Origin of the sequence: Streptomyces sp. SAJ15, from assembly GCF_007595705.1 — a bacterium.
In the GTDB taxonomy this organism is placed as follows: domain Bacteria; phylum Actinomycetota; class Actinomycetes; order Streptomycetales; family Streptomycetaceae; genus Streptomyces.
In genome coordinates, this window is the sequence record NZ_NISY01000005.1 from 472,269 (window position 1) to 486,980 (window position 14,712).

At 72.8% G+C, this 14,712-nt stretch carries 12 protein-coding genes and 2 rRNA genes; 4 read left to right on the plus strand and 10 right to left on the minus strand.

All coding sequences use genetic code 11. The features are described 5' to 3' along the window. Nucleotides 1–227 precede the first annotated feature (227 nt). The 4 genes from CD790_RS17075 to CD790_RS17090 all read right to left on the minus strand — a co-directional run bounded on the left by CD790_RS17075 (nucleotide 228) and on the right by CD790_RS17090 (nucleotide 6,081). Complete coding sequence (locus CD790_RS17075; protein ID WP_144384082.1) at nucleotides 228–1,442, minus strand: S8 family peptidase; 1,215 nt, start codon at nucleotides 1,440–1,442, stop codon at nucleotides 228–230. Nucleotides 1,443–1,773: 331 nt separating this feature from the next. Further along, complete coding sequence (locus tag CD790_RS17080; RefSeq protein WP_144384083.1) at nucleotides 1,774–3,927, minus strand: SpoIIE family protein phosphatase; 2,154 nt, start codon at nucleotides 3,925–3,927, stop codon at nucleotides 1,774–1,776. 481 nt (nucleotides 3,928–4,408) lie between these two features. Further along, on the minus strand, nucleotides 4,409–5,443 hold the full coding sequence (locus CD790_RS17085) for an SHOCT domain-containing protein (RefSeq protein WP_144384084.1): 1,035 nt from the start codon (nucleotides 5,441–5,443) through the stop codon (nucleotides 4,409–4,411). Between the two features lie 92 nt (nucleotides 5,444–5,535). Further along, nucleotides 5,536–6,081: a hypothetical protein gene (locus CD790_RS17090; RefSeq protein WP_144384085.1), complete on the minus strand. Its 546-nt coding sequence runs from the start codon at nucleotides 6,079–6,081 to the stop codon at nucleotides 5,536–5,538. A 214-nt stretch (nucleotides 6,082–6,295) separates the two neighbouring features. On the opposite strand from CD790_RS17090, the gene CD790_RS34650 reads away from it, so the two are divergent. Next, nucleotides 6,296–6,871, plus strand: a complete 576-nt coding sequence (locus CD790_RS34650; RefSeq protein WP_186319064.1) for a hypothetical protein — start codon at nucleotides 6,296–6,298, stop codon at nucleotides 6,869–6,871. Between the two features lie 16 nt (nucleotides 6,872–6,887). Here the strand turns inward: CD790_RS34650 and CD790_RS17100 are convergent, their stop codons facing one another. Continuing rightward, nucleotides 6,888–8,972 carry a SpoIIE family protein phosphatase gene (locus tag CD790_RS17100; RefSeq protein ID WP_144384086.1) on the minus strand — a complete coding sequence of 695 codons (2,085 nt, stop codon included), beginning with the start codon at nucleotides 8,970–8,972 and terminating at the stop codon, nucleotides 6,888–6,890. Nucleotides 8,973–9,369: 397 nt separating this feature from the next. On the opposite strand from CD790_RS17100, the gene CD790_RS17105 reads away from it, so the two are divergent. After that, on the plus strand, nucleotides 9,370–10,254 hold the full coding sequence (locus CD790_RS17105; protein WP_144384087.1) for a hypothetical protein: 885 nt from the start codon (nucleotides 9,370–9,372) through the stop codon (nucleotides 10,252–10,254). 102 nt (nucleotides 10,255–10,356) lie between these two features. Here the strand turns inward: CD790_RS17105 and CD790_RS17110 are convergent, their stop codons facing one another. After that, complete coding sequence (locus CD790_RS17110; RefSeq protein WP_144384088.1) at nucleotides 10,357–10,854, minus strand: hypothetical protein; 498 nt, start codon at nucleotides 10,852–10,854, stop codon at nucleotides 10,357–10,359. Between the two features lie 103 nt (nucleotides 10,855–10,957). Here CD790_RS17110 and CD790_RS17115 point away from each other — a divergent pair, with 103 nt between their 5' ends. Then, the gene (locus tag CD790_RS17115; RefSeq protein WP_260867640.1) at nucleotides 10,958–11,584 is read left to right on the plus strand and encodes a hypothetical protein; all 627 of its coding nucleotides are present in this window, start codon (nucleotides 10,958–10,960) and stop codon (nucleotides 11,582–11,584) included. A gap of 79 nt (nucleotides 11,585–11,663) precedes the next feature. On the opposite strand, the gene nadE is transcribed toward CD790_RS17115, so the two are convergent. Beyond that, nucleotides 11,664–12,494, minus strand: coding sequence for an ammonia-dependent NAD(+) synthetase (gene nadE, locus CD790_RS17120; protein ID WP_144384089.1), 831 nt, complete (start codon nucleotides 12,492–12,494; stop codon nucleotides 11,664–11,666). A gap of 105 nt (nucleotides 12,495–12,599) precedes the next feature. Beyond that, on the minus strand, nucleotides 12,600–12,731 hold the full coding sequence (locus tag CD790_RS35830) for a hypothetical protein (protein ID WP_260867641.1): 132 nt from the start codon (nucleotides 12,729–12,731) through the stop codon (nucleotides 12,600–12,602). A gap of 90 nt (nucleotides 12,732–12,821) precedes the next feature. Here CD790_RS35830 and CD790_RS17125 point away from each other — a divergent pair, with 90 nt between their 5' ends. Continuing rightward, nucleotides 12,822–14,330 (plus strand): 5'-methylthioadenosine/S-adenosylhomocysteine nucleosidase, encoded by a 1,509-nt coding sequence (locus tag CD790_RS17125; RefSeq protein ID WP_186319065.1) that lies wholly within the window; start codon nucleotides 12,822–12,824, stop codon nucleotides 14,328–14,330. Nucleotides 14,331–14,434: 104 nt separating this feature from the next. On the opposite strand, the gene rrf is transcribed toward CD790_RS17125, so the two are convergent. Both rrf and CD790_RS17135 read right to left on the minus strand, forming a co-directional pair. Next, nucleotides 14,435–14,551, minus strand: a 5S ribosomal RNA gene (gene rrf / locus CD790_RS17130). A 71-nt stretch (nucleotides 14,552–14,622) separates the two neighbouring features. Next, nucleotides 14,623–14,712: ribosomal RNA gene (locus tag CD790_RS17135) — 23S ribosomal RNA — on the minus strand; the annotation flags it as partial.

Here is a 14,712-nt window from a genome sequence, read left to right on the forward strand (position 1 = left end):
GGACGCCGCACGCCGCTCGCGTCACGGGCAGACGCGACCGCCCCGCCGAGTATCCGCTGCTTACGACCCCTTCCTCATCGAATCTATGGAGGGCCCCCACCGGGCGCAAACGCTGTTGCGACGAACGGGAACCGCGGGAAAGGCGGCCGGCCGCCGCGCCCTGTGGGGGTGGGGTGCGGCGGCCGTCCGGTTGCGCGGGGAGCGCGGAGCGCGGGGGCTCGCGGTGCCTACGACACGACCCTGAGCAGCCTGTTCGGCGTGCCCCAGGCCGGGTTGGAGATCCTGTTCGGGATGGCGTTCCGGATCAGCGCGGAGGCGACCTGGCTGGGGGTGGCCCGCGGATGCCCGGCGAGGTAGACGGCGGCGGCACCCGCGACGTGCGGGGTGGCCATCGAGGTGCCGGACATGGTCTGGGTCGCCCGGTCACCGCGGTTCGCGGCCGAGACGATGTCCGAGCCCGGTGCGTAGAGGTCCACCGCCGGGCCGTAGTTGGAGAAGCCCGACTGCTGGTCGTAGGCGGTGCTGGAGGCGACGGTGATCGCCTCCGGAACGCGGGCCGGCGAGACCCGCCGGGCGTCGGTGGACTCGTTGCCCGCCGCGACGGCGACGGTGATGCCGGAGGCGACCGCCCGCTTCACCGCGGCGTCCAGCGCCCAGTCGACGCCGCCGCCGAGGCTCAGGTTGGCGACCGACGGGCCCCGGTGGTGCGCGATCATCCAGTCGATGCCCGCGACGATCTGCTCGGTGGTGCCGCGCCCCCGGTTGTCCAGCACCCGGACCGCGACGATCTTCGCCTTCTTGGCGACGCCGTACCGGGCGCCGGCGATGGTGCCCGCGACATGGGTGCCGTGGCCCTGGCCGTCGCTGGCGTCGTTGTCGTTGTCGACGGCGTCGAAGCCGGAGACCGCGCGCCCCTGGAAGTCCTGGTGGCTCACGCGCACACCGGTGTCGATGACGTACGCCGTGACGCCCGTGCCGGCGTTGTCGGGGAAGGTGTACCTTCCGTCGCGCGCGCCACGCGTCTGGTCGATCCGATCCAGGCCCCACGACGGGGGGTTGACCTGCGTGGCCTCGATGCTGAACCGCTGGTTCTGGACCACCTTGGCGACCGCCGGGTCGGCGGCAAGCTGCTTGGCCTCGGTCTCGCTCAGCCCGCTGGCGGAGAAGCCGTTGACCGCGGAGTCGTAGCTGCGGCGCAGTCTGCCGCCGTACTCCTCGGCCAGGTCCTCGCCCTCGGCGGCGGCCTTGATGCTCTTGCCGCCCTTCAGCAGCACGATGTAGCTGCCGTCGACGGCGTCCTTGGACTCGGTGCCGTACACCGTGCCCTCGGCGGGCGTCGACGCGCCGGCCGGAAGGGCGACGAAGGCGCCCGCGGTCACCGCGGCGGCCGCGGCTATGCCCAGAACGATCTTCCGCTTGCCGACACGCTTGTGTGTGGCCATGACGAGGTTCCTCCTCGTAGAGGTTGTGGGGGGAACTCGGGCACGACGGCGTCGAGATGTCGCACGCCATTCGGAACTTGAGGTTCCGGGTGCCTGAGTTGATCGAAACCCTGACCGATCAGCCCACGTAATTCAAGTTCCACGAGGGAAACCAGGGCTGGGTGTGACATTCGCAACGCCCTTGCGAACCAATGGAGTCCACCGGTCCACGGCGACGCGACGAGGGCCCACGAACCCCGCCCGACGCATCCGACATGCCGCGATCCGACCTGCCGGGAGAGCGGCGCCAGCCATGTGACCTGCGGTTTGCCGTCAGGCGATTGACGGGTTGTCAGTCTCCGGGGCGCGAGGCGGCGGCGGTCGACGGCGGCCCGGTCCGCAGCAGCAGCATGGCGATGTCGTCGGTGTACCGACCGCCGGGCCAGGTGCGGTGGATGAGGCGGTCGATGAGACCGTCGAGGTCCTGGTCGCTGTGGTCGCCGAGTTGGTGGGCGAGGCCGGTGGCGATCTGGCCGGAGTCGGCGCCCGGCACCTCGATCAGTCCGTCGGTGTAGAGAGCGAGGGTCATTCCGCGCGTGAGAGTCAGACCGGTGACGGGATAGGAGATGTCGATGTCGACGCCGAGCAGGGGCCCGGGGTCGAGCGCCAGCACCTCGGCCGGCCGGCCGGGGCGGTGCAGAAACGGTGGGGGATGGCCCGCGCTGGCCAGGGTGGCCTGCTGGCGGGTGAGGTCGAGGTGGACGTAGAGGCAGGAGGCGAGCAGGTCGGTCTCCAGGTCGGCCAGGACGCGGTTGGTGCTGGCGAGGACCTGGTCGGGTGAGGCGCCGGCGGTGGCGTGGATGGCGGTGCGGACCTGGCCCATGAGCGCGGCGGCGGCGACGTTGTGCCCCTGGACGTCGCCGATGACGGCCGCGACGGTGGTGGCGTCGAGTCGGATGACGTCGTAGAAGTCGCCGCCGATGTCCATGCCGTGACTGGCCGGCAGGTACCGGGCGGCGATCCGCAGCCCCGGCACGGTCGGCAGGCTGTGCGGGAGGAGGGCCTGCTGGAGGCCGTGGGCGAGGTCGTGTGCGGCGTCGTAGAGGCGGGCGCGGTCCAAGGCCTGGGCGACCAGGCCGGCCAGGGAGGTGAGGACGGCGCGTTCGTCGGCGGTGAAGGTGCGCGGGTGGTCGTAGGAGAGGATGCAGCAGCCGACGGGGCGGCCGTGGATGAGCAGCGGCAGGAACGCCCACGCCTGCTTGTCGCTGATCTGCGGGGCCCGCGGATAGCGGCGGGCCATCTCCTCGGGGCTGGCGAAGAAGGACGGGACACCGCTGGCCAGCACCTGCCCGGCGGGGGTGAGGTCGGTGTCCAGGGGCAGGCCGTCGAGGCGGTCGATGACCTGCTGGTCGTAGCCGTGGTGACCGGTGATCTTCAGCCGGCCGGCGTCGGCGGCGGACAGCACCAGGCCGTCGGCGCCGAACGCGGGCAGGACCTGGTCGGCGACCAGCTCGACGACGTCGCGGACGGCGACGGTCTCGGTCAGCGCGGCCGCCAGGTGCACCAGTTGGAAGAGCCGTCCGGCCTGGGCGGCGCGGGTGGGGCTCGGGTCGCCGGGTTCCCGCTCCCCGGCCGGCCGGGACCGTTCGCGGCCGGCCGCCGGGGCGCGGCTGATACGGGCGCTGATGCCGCTGGCGTCCGGGTAGAGCTCGAAGTGCAACCAGCTGTCCGGTGGGCGCAGGGCGACGAAGGCCACCGGGTCGCGACTGATCACGGCGGTGCGGTAGTGGTCCTCCACGACGGGGTCGTCCAGCCAGGGCAGGGACTGCCAGGGCCGGGTGCCCAGCAGCTGGCTCGCATCGCGGTCGAGCAGCGCCGCGGCCGTGGCGGTCAGGAAGGTGATCCGGCCCTCCAGGTCCAGGGCCAGTCCCCCTTCCGGCAGGCGCTCGGCGTAGTCCGCGGCGGCCTGCGAGGGCTGGCCGCCACCCGCGTCGGACCCGGCGACCGGGACGAACCGGGGCTCGTCGGGCACGACGGGCGGAGCGGCGGCCTCGTCCAGGACGCGGGCGATACGTCGGGCGGCGGCGGTGATGTGGCCCAGCTCGCGGCGAGTGGCGCTCTCCGGGTGGCTGGCGGGCCACAGCAGGAGCATGGTGCCCCAGCTACGGGACCGGCCGAGCAGGGGCGCGGCGGCGAGCGCGAAGCGGTACGGCAGGCTCGCGGCGGCGCGTGGGTAGATCCGCGTCAGCTCCTCCTGGGAGGCCACCCACACCAGACGGCCCTCGCGGACCGCGTCGGTGACCGGGGCCGGCGCGTTCAGCGGCATCCGGCGCCACGGCCACCCCAGCTCCAGCGGCACCCCGCAGACCACCGCGAGGCCCAGCGTCCGCGTCGCCTCGTCCAGGAGGTAGACGCGGCCCGCGGAGGCACCGGTGCGCCGCACGGTGTCGGCCAGGACCTCGTCCAGCGACTCGACGCCTTCGGGGCTCTCACCACGGCCGGACATCGCGGCTCTCCGACCGCGGGCGCGCCCCGCCGGTCCCGGGCCGCGGCCGCGGCCGGGCATCGCGGGACACCGACCGTGGCATGGCGACCGACCGCGGCCGAGGAGCGCGGAACCGTGACCCTGGCCGGGCGGCGCAGGCCCTCATACCAGGACGATACGCCCGGAGCGTGGCGTCTGCCCCGACCGACGGGGGCCGTCCGGCCCACGGGCGCCCCGGCCGCGCCACGGCGTCGGCACGGCCTCGCGGACCACGGTCGTCGTCCCCGGCAGCGGGTCGGACACCGCGGCGCCGACACCCCCGGAATCCTCAAGGCTCCGGCGCCGGACACGGGGCTCCGGACACCGGGCGCCAGACACCGGGCGCCGGGCGCCAGACACCGACCACCGGATTCCCGGACCTGGGCCCCGGGCCACGGCTCGGCCCCGGGCCACGGCTCGGACGCCGGGCGCCGGGTGCCGGGTGCCGGGTGCCGGGTGCCTGTCACAGCCGGTCGAGCAACTCTCGTTTCTTCTGCTCGAACTCGGCGGTGGTGAGGACCCCGGCCGCGTGCAGCTCACCGAGCCTGGCTATCTGGTCGAGGACGCCCGCAGCCGGAGCGGGGGACGGGGAGGGGGCCGGAGACGGGGGCGCGGTCGGCGGGGCCGTCGCGGTCCGTCCGAGTGAGCCCACGGCCAGCCGCAGCGCCTCGTCGAGCCGTGCCAGGTCCTCCTCCTTGAGGCGCTCGAATTCCAGGACGAGACCCCTCATGGTCTCGACCCGCAGCACGCCGTGGGTGAGCTTCTGGCTGCCGGCCGCCATCCTGATCTCGGCGAGGTGGAGGACGAACAGATCCTCTCCGGAGAACCTGGTCCTGACGAACAGGAGCCGCTGGTTGGTGAGGAGGACCGTGCCCAGGTCGCTGCCGACGAAGCACTCCGCCACGACGAAGAGCTGCTCGCCACCGAGGAGGAGGCCGGGCAGCCGCTTGAGGACGTACCAGCAGCGGTCGCCCGTGGCCGAGGCGAGGGCGGCGGCCATGATGTCCTCACGGGCGGCCGCCTCCGGACCGAGCTTCTGCGCGAGTCGGGCGATGTGCCGCTGTTCCGCGGCGTGCGCGCGTACGGCCCGCTCCTCCTCGGCCCGTGCCCGGGCGACACCCTGCCGGGTCAGCCAGGCCAGCAGGGGATCGGCCGCGGCCTCGTAGGCGGCCGCCACGTCGACGCCCTGGGCCTCGTTCGTGGCCACGACATGACGGAGGTGCTCAGCGAGGCCACGGAACGCCTCCCGCTGCCCGTGGCCGAAGCCGATCGTGTCGGGGTCCTCGTCGGAGCCCGCCGGGACCAGGGCGCGCCCGCCGAAGCACAGCTGAAGGTGTCCGCGCCGCAGCCGGGTCGCGTCCTTGAACTCGACGTCGGATAACGCCTGGAGCGGCAGCACGCGCGGCGGGAGGGGTTCCGGCCTACGGTCCGTCCGACAGACCGTGAGCGACGCCGGACCGAGCTCGATCCAGCCGCCCACACCCTCGTACCTGACCATCGAGCAGCCCCCCACACGTTCGATTCCGTTGCCGGACAGTGTACGGACGCCTCGTATCACGCCCCCGTCAGTCGGGACGGCGGAGGACGCGCTCAGTCCTCTCCGGTGGCGACGATGACGACGGCATGGCCGTTGCCGATGCCGACCACGGCGGCGTCGAACGTCGCCTCGGTGACCGGCTTCCAGGAGACGTTGCCGTGTCGGCCCTCGCGGTACGCGGCGTAGCCGTTGGCGCGCCAGTCGGCGTGCGTCCCGAGCATGGCCGCCAGCCCCTCGCCGATGGCGTCGGCCACGGGGCGCATCGGTCCGTCGCCTCCCTTCGCATGGACGAGGTTCCGGATCAGCGTGGCGGCCGTCCAGGGTGCCACCTCGTGCGGCGGGATCCGCCGGTCCAGGGCGGACTCCATCTGCTCGGGGCCGCGCGGGGCACCGTGTCCATGACGGCGGTGGCCGCGGTGCGGCGCGAGCAACCCGGTGGGCGCCAGGACGTCCCAGCACAGCTGCCCGTGGCCGCGGCCGTCGTCCGGTCCGAGGTGGACGATCCGGTCCGCGTACTCGCCCCACTCCCTCAGCCACATGCCGAGGTCCGCGCCCGGCCCCAGGTCGTACGCCGGTGGCGGCTCGAACGACAGGCCCATGGCCTCCCCTCCCTTCGGCTCGCACCGCACAGCGGACACGGATGTCCGAAAGGCGGTGCTTGTGGCGCGCGCTGACGGTTCCTAGTCTCGCGCTAGCGGTCGGCCGGCCGGGCCCCGGGGCACCGACCGCGGTGGGGCGGCTCCGTCCGTCACACGGAACCGAACCACCTCGCGGCCGCGACGACCTTCGGAACCCGACGAGAAAGGCCAAGGGATGCGCTCGATCCGCCATGGGTTGCTCACCGCCGCCGGCTGCGCCGCGTTGGCCGCCCTTTCCGCACCGGCAGCCATCGCCCAACCCACCTCCGCGAGCCAGCACACGCGGGCCGTCGAACAGCCCACGCCGGCCGTCTCCCCGACCGGCCGGACCCTCGCGGACGCCATCGTCCCCGGCGTCCCGTACCACCTGGTCGAGACCCGGACCGGCCGGGGCGTCGACTTCGCGGCCCGCGCTGACGAGGACTACACCCTGCTCGCCGACTCGGGCGACAGGCGGGGAACCGCCGTGGTCTTCACCAAGAAGGGCGACGGCTACACCGTCACCTCGACACGCTCCCACCGGAGCGGATACGACACATGGTGCGCCGTCGACAACGGGATCAGGCTGGCCAGGAAGAGCGAGTGCGCCACCGTCTGGCGTCTGTCCAACTGGTACCCCGGCTTCCTGCTCGAAGCGGACGGGAAGTACCCGACCTACCCCGCGAAGGGGAGGGCGTGGCTGGAGGGACACGGCGTCGACCTTCCCGCCGGTAGGGAGTTCGCCTACTTCAAGGCCGTCGAGACCTCGTAGGCGAAACGCCGCACGCTCAGCGGGGCACGGACGACCTCCGCTGTCGCCGCCCGACCCGCGCGAGGACCAGAACGGTGTCGTCGGCGGGCTGGTCGGGCAGCAGACGCGTGATGATGTGGTCCGTCATCGCCTCCAAGGGGCCGGACGCCCGGCCGAGTTCGGCGCGCAACGCGCTCAGGCCGGCTTCGACGTCCCGACCTCGTGCCTCGATGAGGCCGTCGGTGTAGAGGGCCAGGGTCGCGTTCTCGGGGATTTCGATCTCCGTTACGCCGAAGGGGCAGCCGCCGACGCCGAGGGGGACGCCCAGGACGTCGTCGACCGTCTCGATTGCGCCGTCCGGACGCAGCACCAGGGGTGGCGGGTGCCCGGCACTGGCGATGCGGGCGCGGCCGGTGGTCGGGTCGTACACGATGTAGAGGCAGGTGGCGAGCTCGATGCCGGCCTCCAGGGTGCACGCGTCGAGCTCCGTCAGCAGCTCCGTGGGGTCGAGGTCGCGCCTGGCCAGGGTCTTGGCGGTGATCCTGAGCCGCCCCATGGCGGCGGCGGCCGGCACACCGTGTCCCATGACGTCGCCCACCACCAGGGCGACCCGTTCGCCGGGCAGCACGATCGCGTCGTACCAGTCGCCGCCGACCTCGGTGATCCGGCCGCCGGGGATGTACCGGTGGGCCATCTCCACATACGGTCCGGTGTCGAGCGCGCTGGGCAGCAGGGCGCGTTGGAGGGTCAGCGCGATGTTCTGCACACGGCTGTACAGGCGTGCGTTGTCCAGGCAGATCGCGGCGCGGGAGGCGAGCTCGCCGGCGAGGCTGAGATCGTCCCGGGTGAACGGCTGGCGGGCCGCGGACCGTCCGAACATGGCGAGCCCCTGCACCGTGCCCCTGGCGATGAGCGGCGCGAAGAGGATCCAGGCCACCCGGCTCTCGGCCAGCAGCCGTGCGCGCGACTCGATCAGGACGGTCCGGCGCACCAGCTCCGCGTCCACCTCGGCGGCGATCGGGCGGCCGGTTCGGAGCACGTCGTGGACGACCGAGCCCGGCGGGTAGGTCACCGTCTCCCTTCCGCTGACGAGTTCGATGGCGGGAGGCGGGAGGATGGTCCCGGACGCGATCCGGCGGGTGACCAGCGGCAGGGCCGGGTCGAACAGCTCGGACTCGTCCGCCCACTCCACGAGCTCCACCACCGAGCCGTCGCAGAAGTCCGGCATCGCCGTCTCGACCAGCTCCCGGGCCGTGAGGTTCACATTCAACGTGGTGCCGATCCGGGCGGCGGCGCGGTCCAGCAGGGCCAGCCGCTGGCGGCTGGCGGTGGCCTCCAGAATGGCCCGCTCCCGGTCGGTGACGTCCACCATCAGCCCACCCACCCCGGGCCGCGAGTCGAGCGCCTGGCTGAGTGGGAAGAAGCTGACCGACCGCACCTGGTCACGGTCCGGATACCCCCGGGTACGCAGCCCCACCAGCGCCCCCACGACGGGCTCGCCACCGGCGGCGACGGCGCGGAGCATGCGCTGGTACTCGCCGCCGTCCGACATCACCATGATCTCGTCCATGCGCCGCCCGAGATGCGCCTCCACGGGCAGCCCGTCCATGTCCGCCAGGGCCTGGTTGAGATGGATGTACCGGAGTTCCGGGTCGAGCATGACCAGCCCGATGGGGCAGGTCTCGAAGAGGGCGTCGAGGAAGGCCAGATTGGTCTTGACCCGATCGAGCTCGTCGCTGCGGCTCGCCAGACCCATCACCGCCGAGTGCCCCTCGACCCCGGACACCGTGAAGACCCGGAAGCCGCAGTCGAAGGTCGCGCCCGCCCGGTCCCGCGCCCTCAGCCGACCCCGCCAGTACCCCTCGGCACGGCCCTGCTCCAGCATCCAGGCGCACGACGGAGAGGCGTCCCCGGACGCGTCGGCGAAGAGCACGGCCCCCGGCTGGGACAGGACCTCGGCGGGTTCGTAACCGAAGAGCTCCCGCGCGCCGGGGCCCCAGAAACAGATCCGGTCCACGTCGTCGAAGCCGAAGACGGCCACCGGTACGTGCTGGAGCAGAGTGCCCGGCTCAGACCAGAAGGGGCCGTGCAGCCTCCCGCCCCCCGGCCGATCCGACGGCACGAGACGCCCCCTTTCACCCCCCGCTCCCCCACGGCTTCCGGCCCCCCTCGCGGGTCGTTAACCATTATCCCGGTCGTGTTCCCTCCGAGGCGCGTCGCCGCCACCCGTCCTCACCGCACAGCACACGGTCGGTGACGGAGAGCGTCCGAAGCACGGGCGGGGCGGCGCGAGGGACGCTTTCCGGCCGCGTACGCGGGAGCCGCGAGCCGGGTAGCCGCGTACGGGGGAGCGGTACCCCGGATTTCGGCGCCCGAGGTCCCGGCGCCCGAGGTCCCGGCGCCCGGGGTCCCGGCGCCCGGGAGAAAGTGAACGCCACGGGCGTCACACCACGGTAGGTCCATGGGATCGTTGAGAGGCCAAGTACGCACGGGAGTACGGAAGTTCGCACGGGGGAATCGTGGACGACAGCACATCGCAGGCGCGACAGCGCGGCATCCTGGCCCTGGTGGCCGCGTTAGCGGTCTTCGCCGTTCTGATCCTGCCGCAGGTGGTGGAGGACAAGGACGGCAAGACGGGCCTCACGGGAGCGGGCAGAACGCCCACCGCCACGCCCGGTCTGCCGAACCTCCCGAACCTGCCGGACCTGCCCCAGCCGCCGAGCCTGCCCGGCCTTCCGACTCCGGGGGCCACCGCCGGCGGCTCCGGCTCCTCCTCCGGCGGGTGGACGGATCCCACGGGGGGCGGCTCGGGCGGCTCGGGCGGTGGGACGGGCGGAGCGACCGGCGGCGGTGCGGTCCGTACCCGGGAGCCGTCCGCGCCCACCCGCGCCCCTGACCCGACAGCCGAGGCGTTCCGCGCGGTGCGGCCCGGCGACTGCCTCGCCGTGTACGACACCGGTCACGGCGAGTGGAGCACCCGCAGCCCCTACCGGGTGGGGTGCGGCTCGGGCAACGCCACGGTCTTCGTCACCGCCGTACGCTCCAGCGCGGCGTCCTGCCCCGGCGGAGCGGGGCAGAGCTACTGGTCGTACACGTCCGGGGGAAGCACCACCGCGCTCTGCCTCAACCGTCAGTTCCAGGTGGGCTACTGCCTGCTGGCGGAACAGTCGGGCAGCGGCTCCGCCGCGCGGATGAACGCGGGGCTGATGACCGCGGTGGACTGCGACGCCGACAAGGTCCCGTCGAAGTACAACCAGATCCTGCACATCACCGGCGTCTACCGGGCCCCGTCCCACCCGTCCTCCACCAGCTGCGCCCGCGCCCAGGGCGATCAGACGTACTACTGGTACTGGATGGTGAACGGCGGCAGAACCCTGCTGTGCACGATGGTCTACCGGGGCTGACCACGGCTGACGGACCCGGCGCCGGGCGGCCGGCGACGCAGCGCGGCCGAAAGCGGCAGCGCGGCAGAGGGCGGCAGCGCGACCGACGGACCGCCCGCCCGCTCAGCGCGTCGCCGCGCGGACGATCCCCCCGCAGAACGCGAGCAGCAGCAGGAACACGAACTCGCCGGGCGCGGCGGTGTACGGGAGCAGGGCCACGGCGCCCACCACGCAGTACACGGCGGCGGCGACGGAGATCACCCTCTGCACCTGGTGCGGGCCGTTCCGGTTGAGCCGCACGACCAGGGCCATGAAGACGGCCGCCCACAGGGCGGCCCGCGGCTGGTCGAAGGAGATGGCCTCGAACAGCTCGGAGACGTCCCGGTACCAGCCCGTCTCCGCCAGCGCCCGGGCCCGGTCCGCCATGTCCTTCAGATAGCTCCTCGAGGCCAGCGACGCCGCGCTCGCCCCGTCGAGATCGGCCCGCACCCACTCGGCGACCATCAGGATCGCCATGCCCAGCGCGTGGCAGAACCCCGACCCCGTGCCCACGGTCGCCCTGCGCGCCGCCTCGTCCGCCGCCGACGTGAACCCGTCCGCGGCGCCCGCCCCCGTACTCATGCGTCCCCCTTTGCCTCGTCCCCTATGTGTTGCCCATGATGCTGCCCTGTCAACTCGCGTCGCGCCTATGCGAGTTGTCTCTCTCCCAGGGAAGGGCGTACTCATGAACGTGCTCACGAAGAGGACATCCGCTCGGAGGCTCATCCGGCTGCTGCTCACCCTCGGCGCGGTGACGGCCGTGACCGTGCCGGCCGCGGCCGCGGGGGCCGCCGAGAGCGGGCCGGACGAGGGGGCGCGGCAGGCTCGCGGCGGCGGGTGTGTGGTGGCCTACTTCGACCTCGGCGAGACACTGGTGCACTCGGCCGCGGACGGGAGCATGCGGTACGCGCCGGGAGCCGCCGAGCACCTGCGCGCGCTGCGCGCCCGGCACATCCCCGTCGGCCTCATCACCAACGTCCCGTCCTCCTGGGGCTCCACCGACGCGGAACGCGCCGCCGCGCTGCGGAAGGTCGTCGACGAGGAGTGGACCGACTCCGCCCCGTTCGCCTGGTCGGACTTCGACGACCGGATCCTCACCCCGCGGACCGAGGCGGAGCGCAAGCCCGCGCCCGTCCTGTGGGAGCGGGCCAGGGAGGCGGCGGGCGACTGCCGGGTGGTGTTCCAGGGGGAGAACGCCGAGGAGGTGCGCACGGCCGGCTCCCTCGGCTACGTCGCCTACCAGGTGGCGCGGGCCCACCGCCCGGCCTACCTGCCGCCCCGGCTGATCGCCCTGCTCGCGCACCTGCCGTAGGGAAGGGCGGCCGCCGGCCCGGCGGGGCTGGGGCGGCCGCCGGCCCGGCGGGGCTGACGGCCGCCTTCGGCGGGCCGGCTCAGGGGGCGATCGGCAGCTGTCGCTTGTGCTCGGTGAGCCGGTAACGGCGGACGATGGCGGCGAAGGCGGCCTCGTCGACCGGCTTGCCCTCCAGGAAGTCGTCGATGTCGTCGTAGCTGACGCCGAGCGCGTCCTCGTCGGGCTTGCCCGGGTCCAGCGTCTCCAGGTCCGCGGTCGGAGTCTTCTCGATCAGCGTGACCGGCGCCCCCAGGGCCCGCGACACGGCGCGTACCCGCCGCTTGGTGAGGCCGGTGAGCGGAACCACGTCGGCCGCGCCGTCGCCGAACTTGGTGAAGAAGCCGGAGACCGCCTCGGCGGCGTGGTCGGTGCCCACCACGAGGCCCTCGTGCGCGCCCGCGACCGCGTACTGCGCGATCATGCGCTGCCGGGCCTTGATGTTGCCGTGCACGAAGTCCTGGTGGTGCGCGTCGCGGAAGACCGTGCCGCCGGCCAGGGCCGCCTCCAGCGCGGCGTCGCTGGCGGGCTTCACGTCGACGGTCAGGACCCGGTCGGCCCGGATGAACTCCAGCGCCAGCTGCGCGTCCTTCTCGTCGGCCTGGGTGCCGTACGGCAGCCGCATCGCGAAGAACGTCGCCTCCCGCCCGGTGGCGCGGACCCGCTCGACCGCGAGCTGGCACAGCCGGCCCGCGGTCGTGGAGTCCACCCCGCCGCTGATGCCCAGCACCAGCGAGCGCAGCCCCGTGGAGATCAGCTGGTCGGCGAGGAAGCCCACCCGGCGCTCGATCTCCTGCTGTGCGTCGAAGGACGCGCTCACCTGGAGATCACGAGCGATCTCCTGCTGGAGGGGTATGGACGCCAGGTCGGTCACGGTTGCTCCTCGGTCGGGCCTCTGGGCAGGGGCGGCACGCGCGCCGCCGGGCCGGGGCCGCGGGCGCGGGTAGCGGACGGAGGCACTCTAAAGGAAGGGCGCCGCTCACCAGTCACGCAGCCCCGCGAGGGCCATGCCGCGCTCCCGGCGGCGGTCCTCGGCTTCGGCCGGGACGAGGCCGGTCTGGAACCGCCACCGTGCCCCGGTGCGACACCCCTTGCTCCGGGGGAGGGCCATGTGCTCAGGTAGGCGAGGCATGGTGAGGTGGCGCCCTCCGGGGTGTGCACGGAGGGGGCGCCGGGCTTGGTGGGCTCGAACCGTACAGCTGTGATCTTGACCGCGCTGGGCCTGGAGTACCGGGCGGTGCGGGAGTACCTGGTCGAGGTGGAAGAAGCTCGTCATGAGACGGGGACGGTCTTCGAAGTGGGAACACTCGCCGGGACATCGTGGCGGGTCGCCCTGGTGGAGGCGGGTGAGGGCAACCGCTCCGCCGCCGTGGTCACCGAGCAGGCGCGCCAGCTCTTCTCCCCCGACGCCCTGCTGTTCGTCGGAGTCGCCGGCGCGCTCAAGGACGACGTGGCGTTGGGCGATGTCGTGGTGGCCACACGGGTCGACGCGTTCCACGGCGGCAAGATGGCCGCCGGCGGTTTTCTGCCACGGCCCGAGGTGTGGTCCGGCTCCCACGCTCTGCTGCAGACGGCCCGGCACGCCCTGCGGGGCAAGGTCTGGCGCAAGCGGCCGCGCGCCAGGGGGGTGCATGGTCGACCGCGGGTGTTCTTCAAGCCGATCGCCGCCGGAGACGTGGTGCTCAACTCGCCCCGTTCTCTACTGCGCGAGCGGTTACACGAGCACTACAACGACGTCGTGGCGATCGAGATGGAAAGCGCCGGCATGGCCCACGCCGCGCAGATCGGCGGAATGGAAGCCCTGACCATCCGCGGGATCAGCGACCGGGCCGATGGCACCAAGTGCGCCGACGACGACGCCGAGCGCCAGCCTCGTGCCGCGGCGCACGCCGCCGCGGCCGCCGTCGCCATCCTCCGCCACCACCACCGCCCGGCGCCGCCGCCGTCCGGCGCACCGGTGCCGTCGACGCGCCGACCGCCACGGAGGCGGGCGGCGTGGCTGGCCAGGATCCTCGCCTCGCCGAAGGTACGGGGCGCCGCGGCCGGTGTCGGCGTCTTCGTCCTCTTGCTGGGGTCGGCGCACTACGCGGGATATCTCCCGAACGCCGGAGTCGTGGACCATGGCAAGGACCAGGCCACCGGCACGCCCGGAAACCACTCGACGCCCCTGTCGCAGCCCTCCGACCCCGATGAGCCACGACCGTCCCCCACCCCGTCACCCCCACCCAGCCCGGCCCCGGATACGTCGCCCTCTGACGTGCCGACGCCCTCCCCCTCCCCCTCGTCGTCCACGCCGAGTCCGTCCCCGCCCCCGCCCGAAGATCCGCCCCGGCCCGGGCCCACCGCACCGACCGTGCGGGTGCGCTGGCAGGGCACGCTGTCCCTCTACAGCAACGGCGCGCCCATGGGCTGGTGGTTGGACAACGCGCCGCCCACCCGGGCGCTGATCGGCGATCTCGGCCTCGAGTGCGACTGCCACCCCGGTGAAGTCGTCGCCAACGCCATCGCGGCATGGGATGGTCCACAGCAGCCGAGATACCAGCAGTGCTCCGAGATGAGCGGCCAGTTGGCGCGCCGCGCGCTGACCGTCCAGGTGGGTTCCATGGCCTGCCTCAGAACCCAGAACGGCCGTCTGGGCTACTTCACGGTGACGAGCATGCCAGGCCCCTCGCAGGTGAACGTGGAGGCGACCGTCTGGGATCGCGGTTGAGGACGCCAGCCGCGAGGGAGGGCTCCGGTGAGGAATTCGTAACGCCGACGCTCTGAACGCGAAAAAGCCCCGCACCTTACGGTGCGGGGCTTTCCCCAATGATTGTTCGGCGGCGTCCTACTCTCCCACAGGGTCCCCCCTGCAGTACCATCGGCGCTGAAAGGCTTAGCTTCCGGGTTCGGTATGTAACCGGGCGTTTCCCTAACGCTATAACCACCGAAACACTATAAAACACAACAACCGGACATACCTGGTTGTGGCTTCAGAACCAACACAGTGGACGCGAGCAACCGAGGACAAGCCCTCGGCCTATTAGTACCGGTCAACTCCACCAGTTACCTGGCTTCCATATCCGGCCTATCAACCCAGTCGTCTACTGGGA